The 17,302-nt window shown below is 66.0% G+C and carries 13 protein-coding genes and 1 pseudogene; 5 read left to right on the forward strand and 9 right to left on the reverse strand.

The window, feature by feature from the left end; translation table 11 throughout:
- The first annotated feature begins 1 nt into the window (after position 1).
- On the forward strand, positions 2–3,052 hold the full coding sequence (locus KXR83_RS15310; RefSeq protein WP_437425545.1) for a bifunctional [glutamine synthetase] adenylyltransferase/[glutamine synthetase]-adenylyl-L-tyrosine phosphorylase: 3,051 nt from the start codon (positions 2–4) through the stop codon (positions 3,050–3,052).
- On the forward strand, positions 3,049–4,032 hold the full coding sequence (locus KXR83_RS15315; protein ID WP_437425546.1) for an endonuclease/exonuclease/phosphatase family protein: 984 nt from the start codon (positions 3,049–3,051) through the stop codon (positions 4,030–4,032). Before KXR83_RS15310 ends, KXR83_RS15315 begins: the two co-directional genes overlap by 4 nt.
- A 49-nt stretch (positions 4,033–4,081) precedes the next feature.
- Here KXR83_RS15315 and KXR83_RS15320 read toward each other — a convergent pair whose 3' ends face one another.
- From KXR83_RS15320 to glnA, 3 genes and pseudogenes are all read right to left on the reverse strand, one after another.
- On the reverse strand, positions 4,082–4,672 hold the full coding sequence (locus tag KXR83_RS15320; protein WP_437425547.1) for an FKBP-type peptidyl-prolyl cis-trans isomerase: 591 nt from the start codon (positions 4,670–4,672) through the stop codon (positions 4,082–4,084).
- A 118-nt stretch (positions 4,673–4,790) separates the two neighbouring features.
- A pseudogene (locus KXR83_RS15325) lies at positions 4,791–5,453 on the reverse strand (NADPH-dependent F420 reductase); the annotation flags it as partial.
- Positions 5,454–5,625: 172 nt separating this feature from the next.
- Complete coding sequence (glnA, locus tag KXR83_RS15330) at positions 5,626–7,059, reverse strand: type I glutamate--ammonia ligase (RefSeq protein WP_023953803.1); 1,434 nt, start codon at positions 7,057–7,059, stop codon at positions 5,626–5,628.
- A 261-nt stretch (positions 7,060–7,320) separates the two neighbouring features.
- On the opposite strand from glnA, the gene KXR83_RS15335 reads away from it, so the two are divergent.
- A complete protein-coding gene (locus KXR83_RS15335; protein ID WP_437425548.1) occupies positions 7,321–7,788 on the forward strand; it encodes an RDD family protein in 468 nt (155 codons plus the stop codon).
- Positions 7,789–7,948: 160 nt separating this feature from the next.
- Here the strand turns inward: KXR83_RS15335 and KXR83_RS15340 are convergent, their stop codons facing one another.
- The 6 genes from KXR83_RS15340 to KXR83_RS15365 all read right to left on the reverse strand — a co-directional run bounded on the left by KXR83_RS15340 (position 7,949) and on the right by KXR83_RS15365 (position 14,891).
- A complete protein-coding gene (locus KXR83_RS15340; RefSeq protein ID WP_062799583.1) occupies positions 7,949–8,689 on the reverse strand; it encodes a DUF4191 domain-containing protein in 741 nt (246 codons plus the stop codon).
- Between the two features lie 86 nt (positions 8,690–8,775).
- The gene (lipA, locus tag KXR83_RS15345) at positions 8,776–9,828 is read right to left on the reverse strand and encodes a lipoyl synthase (protein WP_437425549.1); all 1,053 of its coding nucleotides are present in this window, start codon (positions 9,826–9,828) and stop codon (positions 8,776–8,778) included.
- Entirely contained in the window at positions 9,825–10,568 is a 744-nt protein-coding gene (lipB, locus tag KXR83_RS15350) for a lipoyl(octanoyl) transferase LipB (protein WP_437425550.1), read from the reverse strand. Before lipB ends, lipA begins: the two co-directional genes overlap by 4 nt.
- Before the next feature lie 7 nt (positions 10,569–10,575).
- A complete protein-coding gene (locus KXR83_RS15355; protein ID WP_437425551.1) occupies positions 10,576–11,487 on the reverse strand; it encodes a TIGR01777 family oxidoreductase in 912 nt (303 codons plus the stop codon).
- Positions 11,488–11,490: 3 nt separating this feature from the next.
- A complete protein-coding gene (sucB, locus tag KXR83_RS15360; protein ID WP_437425552.1) occupies positions 11,491–13,245 on the reverse strand; it encodes a 2-oxoglutarate dehydrogenase, E2 component, dihydrolipoamide succinyltransferase in 1,755 nt (584 codons plus the stop codon).
- Positions 13,246–13,379: 134 nt separating this feature from the next.
- On the reverse strand, positions 13,380–14,891 hold the full coding sequence (locus KXR83_RS15365; protein ID WP_437425553.1) for a leucyl aminopeptidase: 1,512 nt from the start codon (positions 14,889–14,891) through the stop codon (positions 13,380–13,382).
- Positions 14,892–14,984: 93 nt separating this feature from the next.
- Between KXR83_RS15365 and gcvT the strand changes: the two genes are divergently transcribed.
- Together gcvT and KXR83_RS15375 are read left to right on the forward strand one after the other, a co-directional pair.
- Positions 14,985–16,103, forward strand: a complete 1,119-nt coding sequence (gcvT, locus tag KXR83_RS15370; protein ID WP_437425554.1) for a glycine cleavage system aminomethyltransferase GcvT — start codon at positions 14,985–14,987, stop codon at positions 16,101–16,103.
- A gap of 91 nt (positions 16,104–16,194) precedes the next feature.
- Positions 16,195–17,295, forward strand: coding sequence for a branched-chain amino acid aminotransferase (locus KXR83_RS15375; protein ID WP_099384299.1), 1,101 nt, complete (start codon positions 16,195–16,197; stop codon positions 17,293–17,295).
- Positions 17,296–17,302 lie beyond the last annotated feature (7 nt).

Consider the following 17,302-nt stretch of genomic DNA (forward strand, 5'->3'; position numbering starts at 1 on the left):
GATGGTGCCGCCGACAGCTCGACCAGTACCGTTGTGTGTTGTGAACCCACCTGCCTCGCGATCTCGAGTGCCCAGTGTCGGCCGACTCGGACTGCTGGAAGCAACAGCGGCTGCGGATCTGGCGACGCTCGGCTGGGATGCAGAAGAGAGCGTCGATCTGTTGTGGGCGCTCTCGCGCGCACCGAGTGCGGACATCGCGCTCAGAGCACTTGTCCGGCTGCACGCGGCCGTCGGCCCGGAATGGGCGGACATCGACGGGCTCTTACGCACCGACCGCGGTTTCCGGGGACGTCTGTTCGCCGTACTGGGTTCGTCGACGGCGTTGGGAGACCACCTCGTCGCCGAAAACCATGCCTGGCGATTGCTGACCCGTAAGGACCTGCCGGAACCGGCAGAGGTCCTGCGGTCGATGCTCGATTCCGTTGACGCACAACCTGAGTCGGGGCACGAAGACAACGGGAACCTGCTGTTTCGGGCACGCGAGACAGGCCCGAAAGCGGTGGTTGCGCTACGGCTCGCCTATCGCGACCTGCTGCTGCAGGTGGCCGCCCGCGACCTCGCGCCCACCGTCGAGGACGAACCGGTCCTGTGGTTCAGCGATGTGAGCAACTTCTTGGCCGATCTCGCCGACGCGGCTCTCACGGCGGCCTTGGCGGTCGCCATCGCCGAGATCTGCGGTGACGATCCGCTGACCTGCCGCATCGGTGTGATCGCCATGGGCAAATGCGGTGCGCGCGAACTGAATTACGTCAGCGATGTCGATGTCATCTTCGTCAGCGAGCCCGCCGATGCGCAGACCAGCCGCATCGCCGGCGAGATGATGCGTGTGGGATCGCTTGCCTTCTTCGAGGTGGATGCCGCGCTACGGCCGGAAGGCAAGGCGGGTGCTCTCACCCGAACCCTCGATGCGCATGTCACCTACTACAAGCGCTGGGCCAAGACGTGGGAGTTCCAGGCCCTGCTCAAGGCGCGGCCGATGACCGGCGACATGGAACTGTGCCGCCAGTACGTGGACGCGCTGAGCCCGATGGTGTGGGAGGCCTCTGAGCGCGAAGACTTTGTCATCGACGTGCAGGCGATGCGCCGCCGGGTCGAGTCGATGCTGCCCGAGGACATGCGCGAGCGCGAGATCAAACTCGGTCGCGGTGGGCTGCGCGATGTCGAGTTCGCCGTTCAGCTCTTGCAGATGGTGCACGGCCGGGTCGACGAAACGCTTCGGGTCAAGGGAACTGTCGAGGCCCTCACGGTGTTGCGGGACGGCGGATACATCGGCCGCGACGACGGCGCCAATCTCATTGCCTCCTACGAGTTCCTGCGTTTGCTCGAACACTGCCTGCAGCTCCAACGGCTCAAGCGCACGCATACGCTTCCCGAGTTCACCGATGTGGAGGCCATGCGGTGGCTGGCCCGTGCCGCCCACATCAGACCCACCGGCGACCTCGACGCGGGGGGCGTGCTGCGCGAAGAGATCCGACGACAGTCGCACCGGGTCCGCCGCCTGCACGAGAAGATCTTCTACCGTCCGTTGCTCGAAGCGGTCACACGTTTCGACAAGGACGAGCTGAGACTGTCGGACGAATCGGCGATCCGGCGTCTGGGCGCACTCGGCTACAGCAAACCGCAGAACGCGCTGGGGCATCTGAAAGCGCTGGTCTCCGAGACCGGACGCCGCGGCCAGATCCAGGAATTGCTTCTACCGACGTTGCTCGAATGGCTCAGTCGCACACCAGATCCGGATGCGGGCCTTCTCAACTACCGGCGACTCTGCGACGCAGCAGCCGATCGCGACTGGTTCCTGCGCTTGATCCGCGACGAGGGTGTGGTCGCCGAACGGTTGATGACGGTGCTGGGCACCTCGGCCTACGCAGCCGAGCTTTTGATGCGGTCCCCGGATGTGATCCGGTTGTATGCCGACGGCGCGTTGGGTCCCAAGCTCATCGAGGTCGATCCCAAGGACGTGGTCGGCGGCATGGTCGCCTCGGCCATCCGGCAGCGTGACCTCAAATCAGCCATCGCAGTGGCGCGCTCACACCGGCGCGCCGAACTGGCCAGGGTTGCTTCGGCCGACATCCTGGGCATGCTCGACGTCCCGCAGGTGTGCCGAGCGCTGTCGCTGGTATGGGCCGGTGTGCTGAATGCCGCGCTGACGGTGGTCACCAAAGCCTCGGTCGCCGAACGGAAATCACCCGCTCCCGCCCGGATGGCCGTGATCGGCATGGGCCGGCTCGGTGGCGGTGAACTGGGTTACGGGTCGGACGCCGACGTGCTCTTCGTCTGCGACCCCGTCGAGGGCGTGGACGAGTCCGAGGCGGTCCGGTGGGCCAACTCGATCGCCGACCGGGTGCGTCAACTCCTCGGGACCCCGAGTGCCGACCCGCCGCTCGAGGTCGACACCGGACTACGCCCGGAGGGCCGTAACGGCCCGGTGGTTCGCACCCTCGCCGCCTACGCGACGTACTACCAGCAGTGGGCGCAGGCCTGGGAGATCCAGGCGTTGCTCCGAGCGCACCAGGTCGCCGGCGATGAGGACCTCGGAGTCGCGTTCCTGCACATGGCCGACCAGATCCGGTACCCGGAGGGTGGCGTGTCCTCGGACGCGGTCCGTGAGATCCGGCGGATCAAAGCCCGGGTTGATGCCGAACGTCTCCCTCGCGGGGCCGACCCGGCAACGCATACAAAACTGGGACGAGGTGGCCTCGCCGACGTCGAGTGGACGGTCCAGCTGTTGCAGTTACGGCACGGGCACCGGATCCCGGCCCTGCACAACACATCCACCTTGCAATGTCTCGACGCCATCGGCTCGGCGGAACTGCTCGGGGAAAATGACGTCCACCTCCTCAAGGAGGCGTGGCTGACGGCGACAAAGGCACGCAATGCGCTGGTGCTGGTGCGCGGCAAGGCAGTGGACCAGTTGCCGGCGCCGGGAAAGACGTTGCGCGCGGTGGCTTTTGCGGCCGGATGGCACGATGACGACTCGGGGGAGTTCTTGGACAACTATCTGCGCGTGACCAGGCGGGCAAAAGCCGTGGTACTGAAGGTATTCGGCGGGTGAGGCGGCGCTCGCAGCGTCTGGCAGACCGGGGAGCCGCGTTCAAGGTCCTCTACTTCTTTGCCGTGGTCATCGGCTGGGCGCTGTTCGCGGTTGCCCTGGCGGCGGTGTGGCTGCATTACTTCCCAGGCCGTGGGCAGGTGGCGATCGCCGCTGCCAGTGCCGTACCGCTGATGTTGCTCGCCATCGTTCCTGCCATCCTCATCCTCGCCGTGACACGACGGTGGATCTCCACCGTGCTCGCCGTTGTCGTCCTGGGGGTGGGCATCTGGACCCAGGCGCCCCTGTTCAAAGCGGCCGATGCACCCACTCGCGGGTCGGTGACAGTGGTGCAGGCGAACCTCAAGCTCGGCAAGGCCGATGCCGGGGAAGTGGTGTCGCGAGTACGGGCCACCGGGGCGGCGTTGCTCACCGTCGAGGAGCTCACGCCCGAGTCGCTCGCTGCACTCGAGGGCACAGATCTGCGCGGCATGATGCCGTACGAGTTCGTGGTACCCGGCGAAGGCGGCACCGGCACAGGCATATTCAGCCGTTACCCACTCCGCAACACGGCTGAACTGAACGGGTTCGCGCTCGGAAATCTGCGCGCGGACGTCGACCTTCCCGGCGCGCCCGGCACCACCGTCTTCGCCGTGCATCCGATCCCGCCCTACCCCTATGACCCGGATCGATGGGTGGACGAGATGAAACGTCTGCGTGAAACGGTGCACGGGGTCACCGGAGATCGGGTGATCGTCAGCGGAGACTTCAACGCGACATGGGACCACGCGCAGTACCGGTCGCTACTGGAGCGCGGATTCCGGGATGCGACCGAACAGGCGGGCGAGGGTGTGCAGTTGACCTACCCCGCCGACCGCAGCTACCCGCCGCTGATCGCCATCGACCACGTGGTGACGCGCGGATTCACCGCGACGTCGTTGTCCACCTTCTCGGTGACGAGGTCCGACCATCGCGCGCTGGTTGTCGCATTGGTGCCGAGCTGACGTCTCTTCGGTATCCGAGCCGGCTGCGACCTCAGTTCTTGAGCTCTGATCAGCTCTCAGCGGAGATGATCTTGATGGCGAAAACCAACGTGTCGCCGGCTTCGATACCGGCCTGGGGATTGCCGTCCGCGTAGCCATCGGCAGACGTCATCGCGACGGCCACGGTGGATCCGACCTTCTGGCCGGCGATGGCCTTCTGGAAGCCCGGCACGACGCGGTCGAGCGGGAAGTCGACGGGCACGCCGCGCTCGTAGCTGCTGTCGAACACGGTGCCGTCGCGGCCGTTCACGCCCATGTAGCAGACCGTCACCTCGGCGGTGTCGGGCACGAGTGCGCCGTCACCCTCGGTCAGAGTCTGAACAGTCGTCTGGTTGACGGAGAAGGGTGTGGTGACCTCGATGGCGGGCGCGGTGGTGTCGGTGGAGCCGGTGACAGCGACCTCACCGGTGTTGCCTGACAACGTCCACTCCGGTGCCACATCGGACTCCGGGGCCACGGTCGGGCAACCCGCGGGTGCCGCGGTGGTGGTGATCCCCGCTGCGGTTGATTCAGAGGTGGCAGAGTCGGCGTCGGAGCCGCATGCGGCCAGCATCAGCGTCGAGGACACGATGAGGGCCGGGAGCAAACGCTTGAAGGTCATCCAGGCAACGTAGCAGTTGCCGATCGCTGACCGATCACTGCCATCGGCGAATGTGCTGGGACGCAAACACATCCGCCCGCGACGAATCATTCGGCGCGGGCGGACGTCACTCGTGGGGTCAGGCGCGCCATTCGGCGGTGCGTTCCGGCGTCGCCTGCGCAAGCGCTTCGATGGTGCCGTCGATCCCATAGTCCTTGCCGTACACCGGGGTGCCCGGTTGCTGACGCCACGACTCCTCGAGGCTTCCGGCGTCGACCGGATCGAAGCCCAGGTCGTCGACGAGCTGGGAGACGACTTTCTTGCCCTCGTCATCCGGTCCCGCGATCGGGAGTGCGATGCGGCCCTGTGTTCCGGCCGGGACACCCTTTTCGAGCAGGTGCTTCCAGAAGATGCCGTTGAACACCTTGTAGACCGGCTCGCCGAGGAGCTGCGACACCCACACGCTCTCGGGTGTGCCGTCTTCGATGGCGTCGATCTTGCCGTCGCGCTGCTGTGGGTAGTAGTTGTTCGTCTCGATGATGGGCGCGCCGGGTTTGCGCGCCGACACGATGCCCGGCGCCAGGTCGGGAGTGTTCTTCTGCGGGATGCTGACGATCACGAGATCGGCGTCCTCGGCTGCTTCCGACGCCCACACCGCAGTGGCCCCGGTCTCCGATGCCAGGTCGGCGAGCGTCTGGGGGTCCCGCGAGTTGGCGACCCGAACCTCATGTCCGAGTTGGGTGAGGCGGCGCGTGAGGCTTCCGCCGATTTTGCCTGCTCCGATGATGCCGATCTTCACGAATGACTCCCTGCGATGTTGTGACGGGTGAACCTCTTCACGCCAACCGGTGCGGTCGACGGTTCATTCCGTGGGCAGGGTGTGGGCCTGGATACGCCGAACCGGCCCGGTGAACTGCGTGACAGTTCACCGGGCCGGCCGGGTTTGTACTCAGGCGCTGATCGCCAGAGGCGGATCAGACGTCGTAGTAGAGAGAGAACTCGTAGGGGTGCGGACGGATCTGCACCGGCTCGATTTCGTTCTCACGCTTGAACGAGATCCAGGTCTCGATCAGGTCCTCGGTGAACACGCCGCCCTCGGTGAGGTATTCGTGATCCTCTTCGAGGCGGTCGATGACCGCGCCGAGAGACGTCGGGGCCTGGGGGATGCCCTTGGCCTCCTCGGGCGGGAGCTCGTAGAGGTCCTTGTCGACGGGCTCGTGCGGCTCGATCTTGTTCTTGATGCCGTCCAGGCCGGCCATCATCATCGCCGCGAACGCCAGGTACGGGTTGCCCGAGCTGTCCGGGCAACGGAACTCGAGGCGCTTGGCCTTCGGGTTGTTGCCGGTGATCGGGATACGCACGCAGGCGCTGCGGTTGCGCTGGCTGTAGACCAGGTTGATGGGGGCTTCGTAGCCCGGCACGAGCCGCTTGTAGGAGTTGACCGTGGGGTTGGTGAACGCCAGCAGCGACGGCGCGTGGTGCAGGATGCCGCCGATGTAGTGGCGGGCCAGATCCGACAGTCCCGCGTAGCCGGCCTCGTCGTGGAACAGAGGCTTGCCGTCTTTCCACAGCGACTGGTGGGCGTGCATGCCCGACCCGTTGTCGCCGAAGAGCGGCTTGGGCATGAAGGTGACGGTCTTGCCGTTCTGCCATGCGGTGTTCTTCACGATGTACTTGAACAGCTGGACGTCGTCCGCTGCGTGCAACAAGGTGTTGAACTTGTAGTTGATCTCGGCCTGACCGGCGGTGCCGACCTCGTGGTGGCCGCGCTCGAGGATGAATCCGGCCTTCTGGAGGTTGGTCGAGATCTCATCGCGCAGATCGACGTAGTGGTCGTACGGGGCGACCGGGAAGTACCCGCCCTTCTGGCGGACCTTGTATCCGAGGTTGGGTGAACCGTCGGGGTCGGTCTGCGAAACCGTGTTCCACCAGCCTGATTCGGACTCCACCTGGTAGTGGGTGCCGTTGATCTCGGAGCTGAAGGACACCGAGTCGAAGATGTAGAACTCGGCCTCGGCGCCGAAGAAGCAGGTATCGGCGATGCCGGTGCTGGCCAGGTAGTCCTCGGCCTTGCGGGCGATGTTTCGCGGGTCGCGGCTGTAGGCCTCGCGCGTGAACGGGTCGTGCACGAAGAAGGTGACGTTCATCGTCTTCGCCTTGCGGAACGGGTCGATCCGCGCAGTCGCCGGGTCGGGGAGGAGCATCATGTCCGACTCGTCGATCGACTGGAAGCCGCGCACCGACGATCCGTCGAATGCCAGGCCGTCCTCGAAGACGCTCTCATCGAAAGCCGATGCCGGGATGGAGAAGTGCTGCATCACCCCGGGGAGATCGCAGAACCGGATGTCGACATATTCGACGCCCTCGGACTTGATGCCCTCGAGCAGTTCTTCTTTTGTGTTGTACACCTGTGGGTGACTCCTTCACTCGTACCCGTTGTAGTCAGACCGATTCTTGGGTTCTACCTGGGTCTGACGACTGTCCTTGCCACTCTAGAGCGGCGGATCATCACCGCTGACCGTATTGACACCAGGTTGCTTGGCAGATACCTCGGTGTTTCGCCTGTGTTACGTAGGGAAGTCCGCGACGCAACGACGGTACCGATCACGGCGTGTCGGGGCGAGTCGCGTCCGATCCGAGGGATTCGGCAGCACATCTATGATTGAGCAATGGGACGAATCACCGGATCGTGGCTCTCGGGCCCTCAATCGGCTCTGCACGATGGTGTCGACGACGGCACCTACCGCGGTGAACTGCTCGGACTGCCCGAATCGGGGCCCGGGGCGCTCGCGTCGTCGTGGCACCGCTGCGTGGGTCTGCTCGTGGATTGGCTGATGTGCGGCGGTATCTCGCTGTTGTTCGTCCAGGACCTGCAGTCGTCGTCGCTGTCGACAATCGTCCTGCTCGTCTGGTTCGTGGTCGGAGCCGTGACCTTGACCGCCTTCGGCTTCACCCCGGGCCAGTTCATCACCGGCTTGCGGGTGGCCAGGGTGGACGGGGGCGAGCGGGTAGGACTTCTGCGAGCACTGGGCCGGCAGATCCTCATCGTCTTCCTGGTTCCGCCTCTGATCAACGACGCCGACGGTCGGGGACTACACGATCGGGCGACCGGCACCGCGTTGGTCCGCACCCGCTAGCCTCCCGCCACACATACCGACGACAGCGCCACCCGTTTCGGCCCATTTACCATCTGCAGGGTGGATGTGACCAGAACGGGTGGCGCTGTGCTGTTCGGACTGTGCGGAGAATCCGACGTGCTGGGAAGTGCGGAGTGGGGGAAGTGCGAAGTGCCGAGGACTAGCGGCGGCGGGCGGCGCGCTGAACGTTGCGCATCTTCGCACCCTGCGGCATCGGGCCCTTGGGCATTCCCGGTCCGGGCTGCTTCCCGCCCAACGCCGCAAGACGTGATTCCAGGGCGTCGATCCGAGCCTTGTTGATGTTGTTCGGCAGTTTGTTCAGGTGGCGTTCGAGGCTTTTCAGAGGTACCTGGCCCTCCTCGTTGCCGACGGTCACGTCGTAGATCGGTGTATCGCCGACCAGCCGGGAAATCCGCTTCTTTTCCTGTGCCAGCAACGATTTGGTGCGATGGGGCGCGCCTTCGGCAACGAGGATGACCCCGGGCTTGCCGATGACCCGGTGGATCGCGTCGAGATGTGCGGTGCCCGTGACGGCCTGCTTGACCCGCCACTGTCCACGCATGTTGTCCAGCGCCCACGCTGCGGCGCCGGCCTGGCCCTCCGCTTTGGTGAACACCGTCTTCTGCACACGACGACCGAAGATGATGAATGCGATCAGCACACCCAGAACGATGCCCAGCGGCAGAACGAACACCAGCGAGCCGGTGAGTACACCAATGAGCACGGCCAGGCCGACCAGGAGGACAACCGCGCCGATCATGTAGGGCAGCAGCAGCTTGTCTTCTTTGCGCTGCATCTGGAACGCCTGCCAGAGCTGCTTGCGGCGGGCCCGCGACGCTTCCTTACGGGCAGCCTTCGCTGCTGCCTTCGCCTCTTTTGTCGCCTTTGGTGCCTTAGCCATGTGGTCCAGGATACTGAACCATCCAAATCAGTTGACCAGGCCGTCCCAACCCGCCGGTCAACGTCCGGCGGCGGCGGAGTGCCGGGTCAGCGGGCGAGGCGAGCGAGCAACGATGTGGCTTCCTGGGTGGCGCTACCGCCGTCGGTCAGGTGGGCCATCTCGGCGGGCAGCTCCCGGCCGTGATGGGCCATCGCCTGGGCGTACAGACGCCCGGCCCGGTACGACGAGCGCACCAGCGGCCCCGCCATCACACCGGCGAACCCCAGGTTGTCGGCGAACGTGGAGTGCTCGACGAACTCTTCGGGCTTGACCCACCGATCGACCGGGTGATGCCGCGGTGACGGACGCAGATACTGCGTGATGGTCAGGATGTCGCAGCCGGCATTGTGCAGATCGGCCATGGCCTCGCGGACCTCGTCCGGTGTCTCGCCCATCCCGAGGATGAGGTTGGACTTGGTGACCAGGCCGGCGTCGCGCGCAGCCGTGATCACGTCGAGGCTGCGCTGATAGCGGAACGCGGGACGGATGCGCTTGAAGATGCGCGGCACCGTCTCGACGTTGTGGGCCAGCACCTCGGGCCGTGAGGCGAACACCTCGGCGAGTTGGTCGGGATCGGCATTGAAGTCGGGGATCAGCAACTCGACGCCGGTGGTCGAGTTGAGCTGCTTGATGTAACGCACGGTCTCGGCGTACAGCCAGGCGCCGCCGTCAGGCAGGTCGTCGCGCGCCACACCGGTCACGGTGGAGTAGCGCAGCCCCATCGTCGCAACCGACTCCGCCACCCGGCGTGGCTCGTCACGGTCGAGGTCGCTGGGCTTACCGGTGTCGATCTGGCAGAAGTCGCACCGACGGGTGCACTGTTCGCCACCGATCAGGAAGGTGGCCTCACGGTCTTCCCAGCATTCATAGATGTTGGGACATCCCGCTTCTTCGCAGACCGTGTGCAGGCCTTCGCTCTTCACCAGGGCTTTGAGTTCGGTGAACTCCGGGCCCATGGTGGCGCGGGTCTTGATCCACGACGGCTTGCGCTCGATCGGCGTCTCGGCGTTACGCGCCTCGAGCCGGAGCAACTTGCGGCCATTGGGACCAACGGACCCGGGGGCGCTGGATTGAGATGGTTTGTCCTGCGAAACGGTCACTGGATCGATGCTACGCCGGTGCGGGCAGGTGCGAAGACCTGCGGGGAGGGCTCGGTCGGTGCTGGGTGGCCGCTCACCGGAAGGGTGCCGTCGAGCGCGTCGACCACGGCCTTCTCCAGCAGGGGGAGCACCTCGTCGACTGTGACCGTGCGACCCAATTCGCCTGTCAGAGAACCTGCCCCGGCGTCCGGGATACCGCACGGAATGATCGAACCGAACGCGTCGAGATCCGGATTGCAGTTGATGGCGATCCCGTGCAGGGCCACAGCGCGAGCGACCCTGATGCCGATGGCACCGATCTTCCGATCCGCGCTTCCGCCTCCTGCTCCGAGCACCCAGACGCCCGAACGTCCGTCGACCCGGTAGGTCGGAAGGCCGAGCTGAGTGCACACGGCGATCATTGCTTCTTCCAGCCGGCGTACGTAGTCCACGACATCAACCGGTTGGGCGAGGGCCACGATCGGGTAGGCGACAAGCTGGCCAGGGCCGTGCCAGGTGATCTTCCCGCCGCGGTCCACGTCGATGACGGGTGAACCGTCCGTCGGTCGGTCGGCGTCCTCGGTACGCCTGCCGGCGGTGTAGACGGGCGGGTGTTCCAGCAACAACAGGACGTCGTGGTCCAGGACCCCGTCGGCACGGTCAGACGCGAGCCGGTGCTGCAGGTCGAACGTCTCCTGGTAGTCCACCCGGCCCAGCCGGCGAACCTCGATGGCGTCTCGGGACAGTCGTGAACTGGTCATCGTTTCTTCATCCTGCCGCTCCTCGGCCGTCGCGGCCGGTGGCATACGCCAGCGCCGAGGCGATGGTCGGATGCCGATAGTCGAAGTCGTTGCCGGTCAGCACACCAGGTACAACGTTCTGGCCCCCCAACAACATTTCCTCGGCCATCTCACCGGCACCCCTCTTGAGTGCAAAACCGGGAACCGTCCACGGAGCCGGGCGCCCCAGAGTGCGACCGAATGTCTTGGTGAACTCGTTGTTCGTCACCGACGCCGGGCCACAGACGTTTACCGGCCCGGCAATCGACCGATCCAGCACGAACTCGATAGCGCGGACAGCGTCCACGAGGCTGATCCAGGGGAGATACTGACGGCCGTCACCGAGCTTCGCGCCCAGTCCCAGCCGGAACAGAGGTCGGAGCTTGCCGAGGATTCCGCCCGTCGGCGACATCACGGGCGAGATCCTGAGCAGCGTGACGCGGTGCTCGCCGGGCACCGATGCCGACATCGCGGCGGCTTCCCAGTCGGTGGTTAGGTCGGCCAAGAAACCCGTGCCAGACGGGCTCTCCTCAGTGACCGCTGTCGACCCGGTGTCGCCGTAGTAGCCGGTGGCGCTGGCATTCACCAGTACCGGTATCCGCGCGGCCCGCACGGCATCGGCGAGCACCTGTGTGGGGATGATCCGGCTGTCTCGCAGTTGCTGCTTGACATGCCCGGACCAGCGCCGGTCGCCGATACCCCGGCCACACAGGTTGACCACGGCATCGGTGCCGCGCAGTGAACTCGGGTCTATACCGAAAGATTCAGGCTGCCAATGGATCTCGTTGTGCGCGGTCGTCGGTCTGCGGACGAGACGGACCACCTGGTGGCCGGCCCCGGTGAGACTGTCCACCAGGGCCGTGCCGATCAAACCAGATGATCCCGCAACGGCGATGCGCATCGGCTAGAGGCCGAGATCTGCCTCAAACGCCGCTTCTTCCAGACGATGCTTCACCGTGGTGAGGAAGCGTCCGGCGTCGGCACCGTCGATCAACCGGTGGTCGTAGGTCAGCGGCAGGTACGACATCGACCGCACCGCGATCGATTCCGAACCGTCAGCTCCGGTGAGCACCACCGGGCGTTTGACGATCGCGCCGGTGCCCAGCATCGCGGCCTGCGGCGGAACCAGGATCGGCGTGTCGAACAAAGCGCCCTGGCTACCGATGTTGGTGATGGTGAACGTGCCACCGGTCAGGTCGTCGAGCTTGAGCTTGTTGCTCCGCGCCCTGCTCGCGATGTCGGCGATCGCCCGGGCCAGACCGGCGATCGAGAGGTCGTCGGCGTTGTGGATCACCGGCGAGAGCAGGCCCTGCTCGGTGTCCACAGCGATACCGAGATGCACCTTCGAGTAGTAGGTGATCTCCTTCGCTTCCTCGTCGATCGACGCGTTAACGTTGGGATGAGCCTTGAGGGCCTCGACAACAGCCTTCGCGATGAACGGCAGGAACGTGAGGTTCACGCCCTCGCTCGACTTGAAGCCTTCCTTCGCCGCCTTGCGTAGCGTCACGATCTTGGTCATGTCGACCTCGAAGACCTGCGTGAGCTGAGCGCTCTCCTGCAGGGACTCGCGGGTCTTCTTGGCCGTGATCTGGCGAATCCTGTTGATCTTCTGAGTGGTACCGACCAGCTGGGCCAGCTCCGGACGCGGTGCGACCGCGGACGAAGACGCCTGCGCCGCAGGTGCGGGCTCGGTGGACTTCTCGGCTGCCGGCGGGGTCTTCGCGGCCTCGGCGGCGGCGAGCACATCCTGCTTGCGGATGCGGCCACCGACACCGGTGCCCTTGATCGAGTTCAGGTCGACGTCGTTCTCGGTCGCGAGTTTGCGGACCAGCGGCGTCACGTATGGACTCGAGCCGCTGTCGCCACCGCTGGACGCAGGGGCCGGCTTCTCGGCGGGCTCGGACTTCGGTGCGGGTTCGGGCTTCTTCGCCTCGGGCTCGGGCTCGGGCTCTGGCTCGGGTTCCGGCTCGGGCTCCGGCTCGGCTTTCGCCTCGGGTTCCGGCTCAGGCTCGGGTGCGGACGGTTTGGCGTCGGCTGAACCGATGACCGCCAGACGTCCGCCGACCTCGACCACGTCGTCTTCCTGGGCGACGATCTCGAGCAGGGTGCCGGCCGCCGGCGATGGGATCTCGGTGTCGACCTTGTCGGTGGACACCTCGACGAGGGCCTCGTCGGCCTCGACCGAGTCGCCGACCTCTTTCAGCCAGCGCGTCACGGTGCCCTCTGTCACGGACTCACCCAGTTCGGGCATCGTGACGTCGGTGCCTTCGCTCGAACCCGATCCCGAAGCGGCGGGCTTGGCCGGCTCGGGTTCGGATTCAGGCTCTGGTTCGGGTTCCGCCTGTTGCTCGGCGGGCGCCTCGTCGGAACCGGCATCGCCGGAGTCGGAGTCGGAGTCGTCGGAGCTTCCGGCAGATTCGCCCTCTTCGCCGATCTGGGCCAGCTCGCCGCCGACCTCGACCACGTCGTCCTCTTGGGCGACGATCTTTGTCAGGACACCTGAGGCGGGGGCCGGGATCTCGGTGTCGACCTTGTCGGTCGACACCTCGAGCAACGGTTCATCGGCCTCGACCGTGTCACCCTCCTCCTTGAGCCACCTGGTGACTGTGCCCTCGGTGACGCTTTCACCCAGGGCGGGCATTTGGACGGAGAAGGCCATCGTTGTCGACTCCTCGATTTCGAGATCCGGTGTACGGTCTGCGGTCTGAGTCCGGGCCACCGGTGTTGGTGACGCGGCGTTGTGGCGGTACTTCCTGGTGGGCCGAACCGCCGGTCTAAACCCTACCTTTTGCTCTACCCTTCGGCAGCGATCTCCTCGAGCATGGCGAAGATGGTGCGTACGGGGACGCCTGTACCGCCTTTACCGGTATAGCCCCACGGGCCTCCGGTGTTGAACGCAGGTCCGGCGATGTCGATGTGGGCCCACTCGACTCCGTCGGCGACGAACTCGCGCAGGAACACGCCGGCCGAGAGCATTCCGCCCCAGCGGTGATTGGTGATGTTGGCCAGGTCGGCGACCCGGGAGTCGAGATCTGAACGCAATTCCTCGGGAAACGGCATCGCCCAACCGGATTCGCCCACCGAGCGGGAGGTCGTCGCGACACGGTCACGGAACTCCTCGGTGCCCATCACGCCGGGTGTGCGTGTCCCCAGGGCCACCATCTGCGCCCCTGTGAGTGTTGCGGTGTCGATGAGGTAGTCGGGGTTGTCCTCGCACGCGCGCACGATCGCGTCGGCGAGGATGAGCCGGCCCTCGGCATCGGTGTTGAGCACCTCGACGGTCTTGCCGCCGTACTGGGTGAGGACGTCGCCGGGACGTTGGGCGGTGCCGGACGGCATGTTCTCGGCCATCGGGACGGTGGCGATGACGTTGACGCCGACGTCGAGTTTGGCCGCGAGGATGGTGGTGGCCACGATCGCCGCAGCTCCGCCCATGTCGGAGGTCATGTGGTCCATGCCGGCTGCCGGCTTGATCGAGATGCCACCGGTGTCGAAGGTGATGCCCTTGCCCACGAGCGCAACGGTTTTCGCCTTGCGGCCCGCAGTGTGGGTGAGCCGCACCAGGCGCGGGGGCCGGGAGCTGCCCTGGCCGACCCCGATGATGCCGCCGTAGCCGTCCTTGGCCAGCGCTGCCTCGTCGAGGATCTCGACCTTGAGGCCGGCGGCGGACCCCAGGGCCTTGGCGCGTTGTGCGAACTCCTCGGGATAGAGATGGCTCGGCGGGGTGTTGACGAAGTCGCGGGCGGTTGCGACGGCGGTGGCGATGGCCTCGGCGCGCTCGAGATCTTTTTTGGTCTGCTTGTCCGCGGCGGGCACCAGGAGCTTGACCGCGGCGACCCCGGACTTCTCCGGCTCCTTCGACCGGAACTCGTCGAAGCGGTAGGCGCCGAGGAAAAAGCCCTGGGCGGCGGCGGTCAGGTCGATCGTGGACAGCGTGGTGAGCGCACTGGCCACCCCATCGAGGCTGCGGGCGGCAACACCTGCTTGCCGTCGAACGTGTTCGCTGTCATCGAGTTTGGCCGGGGCACCCAGGCCCACCGCGAGGACAGAGGAGACGCCGAGCCCGGGAGGTGCCGGGATCCGGCTGAGCTGGCCGGCCGCGCCGGTGGCCCCGACCGCAGACAGCGCGGAGTCCACTGCGCCTGCTTGCGCATCGTCGAGCAGTCCGTCGCCGATCACCAACGTGGGAGTGCCGTCGTCCTCGGCGGTCGTCAATCCGATGACCAGAACGTCGTCGCCCTTGCCGATCTGGGTAACCAGAGACAGTTCCGGACCCAGCCGACGGTTCGCGCTTGACTTGCTCACGTTTCACTCCCACTCGTAGCCGACATGCTTCCCGATTGTCGATCCTAGTTCGCCTCGCTCCCGGGCCCGCCGTGGGCGCGATAGCGTAACGCCATGAGCGAAGGTGAATTGCTGGCCGGGCCGATCGAGGAATCGCACCGCACGCTGGGCGCGAGTTTTGCGGCATTCGGCGGCTGGAACATGCCGGTGTCCTATGCGGGCACTGTTGCCGAGCACACTGCCGTGCGTGAGGCGGTCGGGATATTCGACGTCAGTCACCTCGGCAAGGCGTCCGTCACCGGACCGGGAGCCGCGGAGTTCGTCAACCGCACCCTCACCAACGATCTGAACAAGATCGCGCCGGGCAAGGCCCAATACACGTTGTGTACCAACGAAACCGGCGGCGTCATCGACGACCTGATCGTCTACTGGGTGTCCGACGACGAGGTGTTCATGGTGCCGAACGCCGCGAACACGGCTGCAGTGGTCGCGGCGCTCGCGGCCGTTGCCCCCGACGGGATCGAGGTCCGGAACCGTCATCGCGACTTCGGTGTCATCGCGGTTCAGGGTCCACGCTCGGCGCAGGTGCTCGCGGATCTGGGCGTGCCCACGGAGATGGACTACATGTCGTTCGCCGACGCCGAGTTGACGGTGGGAGACGCGAGGTATCCGGTGCGGGTGTGCCGGACCGGATACACCGGTGAACGAGGCTACGAGTTGCTGCCGTCGTGGGACAACAGCGCAGCGGTCTTCGATGGCCTCCTGTCCGCTGTTGTCGCGGCCGGCGGACAGCCGGCCGGATTGGGAGCTCGCGACACCCTCCGCACGGAGATGGGTTACCCCTTGCACGGACACGAGCTGTCGGTCGACATCAGTCCACTGCAGGCCCGCTGCAGTTGGGCTGTCGGATGGAAGAAGCCGGAGTTCTTCGGCCGCGACGCCCTGTTGGCCGAGAAGGAGGCGGGCCCGGTGCGGCGGCTGTGGGGTCTGCGAGCGACTGGGCGCGGCGTGCCCCGTGCCGACCTGCCCGTGTTGTCGGTGGCAGGCGGTGACCGGATCGGCGTGTGCACGTCGGGCACCTTCTCTCCGACGCTCAAGACCGGAATTGCCCTGGCGCTCATCGACAGTGCCGCCGGTGTCGCCAAAGGCGACACCGTGGTGATCGATGTCCGGGGGCGGGCTCTCGAGTGTGAGGTGGTGCTGCCGCCGTTCGTGACCGCGAACGCCGGCTGACCCCACCCGTTTCGCCTACGGACAGGCGCTGGTCGGGCCACGCGGAATCGGGGGTCGGAATCGGCTCGCGGGTGAGCGTTACCATTGCCTGATGACCTTGGAGTTCGTCCGGACCGAGCATCCCCAGCCGGTGTCCCAGTCGCGCCGTGCCGACATCCTGGAGGCCCCGGGATTCGGCAGGCATTTCACCGACCACATGGTGATCATCGACTACAGCGCGGACAAGGGCTGGCACGACGCGAGCATCGTCCCGTACGGCCCGATCGCCCTGGATCCGTCGGCGATGGTGCTGCACTACGCCCAAGAGATCTTCGAAGGTCTCAAGGCCTACCGGCAATCGGACGGGACGATCGCGTCGTTCCGGCCCGACGCCAACGCAGCGCGGATGCAGCGTTCGGCGCGTCGGCTGGCGATGCCTGAACTGAGCACCGAGGACTTCATGGCCTCGCTGCAGGCCCTGCTGGCCGCGGATCACGAGTGGGTGCCTGCAGCCGGAGGCGAGTCATCGCTCTATCTGCGCCCGTTCATGATCGCCACCGAGCCCGGTCTCGGCGTGCGGCCCGCGACCGAGTACCGGTACATGCTGATCGCGTCGCCTGCCGGTGCGTACTTCCCCCGCGGCGTTCATCCGGTGAGTGTCTGGTTGTCCACCGAGTACGTGCGGGCGGCGCCCGGCGGTACCGGCGCGGCCAAGTTCGGTGGCAATTACGCGGCGTCACTGCTCGCACAGGCACAGGCCGCCGAGCACGGATGCGACCAGGTGGTCTGGCTCGACGCCATCGAGCGTCGTCACATCGAAGAGATGGGTGGGATGAACCTGTTCTTCGTGTTCGGATCCGGTGCCGACGCCAAGCTCGTGACCCCGGAGCTGTCAGGATCCTTGTTGCCGGGAATCACCCGGGAATCGTTGCTGCAGTTGGCGACCGACGCCGGGTTCGACGTCAGTGAACGCAAGATCAGCGTCGAGGAGCTACGCAAAGGCGTGGCATCGGGCGAGATCACGGAGGTCTTCGCCTGTGGCACCGCCGCGGTGATCACCCCGGTCGGACACGTCAAGGGTGACGTCGACGATTACACGATCGCCGACGGCCAGCCGGGCAAGGTGACGATGGCCCTGCGCGACACCCTCACCGGCATACAGCGCGGGACGTTCGCCGACACGCACGGCTGGATGACCAAGCTCTACGGCTGAGGTCGGC

The sequence above is a fragment of the Williamsia muralis genome (assembly GCF_051487485.1).
Lineage (GTDB): Bacteria > Actinomycetota > Actinomycetes > Mycobacteriales > Mycobacteriaceae > Williamsia > Williamsia muralis_B.

Excerpts from the sequence above, each read along its gene's own strand:
- KXR83_RS15335 (WP_437425548.1), top strand. The coding sequence starts at position 7,321 with ATGGGACGAATCACCGGATCGTGGCTCTCGGGCCCTCAATCGGCTCTG.
- KXR83_RS15375 (WP_099384299.1), top strand. The coding sequence starts at position 16,195 with ATGACCTTGGAGTTCGTCCGGACCGAGCATCCCCAGCCGGTGTCCCAG.
- KXR83_RS15310 (WP_437425545.1), top strand. The coding sequence starts at position 2 with ATGGTGCCGCCGACAGCTCGACCAGTACCGTTGTGTGTTGTGAACCCA.
- KXR83_RS15340 (WP_062799583.1), bottom strand. The coding sequence starts at position 8,689 with ATGGCTAAGGCACCAAAGGCGACAAAAGAGGCGAAGGCAGCAGCGAAG.
- lipB (WP_437425550.1), bottom strand. The coding sequence starts at position 10,568 with ATGACCAGTTCACGACTGTCCCGAGACGCCATCGAGGTTCGCCGGCTG.
- gcvT (WP_437425554.1), top strand. The coding sequence starts at position 14,985 with ATGAGCGAAGGTGAATTGCTGGCCGGGCCGATCGAGGAATCGCACCGC.
- KXR83_RS15355 (WP_437425551.1), bottom strand. The coding sequence starts at position 11,487 with ATGCGCATCGCCGTTGCGGGATCATCTGGTTTGATCGGCACGGCCCTG.
- sucB (WP_437425552.1), bottom strand. The coding sequence starts at position 13,245 with ATGGCCTTCTCCGTCCAAATGCCCGCCCTGGGTGAAAGCGTCACCGAG.
- KXR83_RS15320 (WP_437425547.1), bottom strand. The coding sequence starts at position 4,672 with ATGACCTTCAAGCGTTTGCTCCCGGCCCTCATCGTGTCCTCGACGCTG.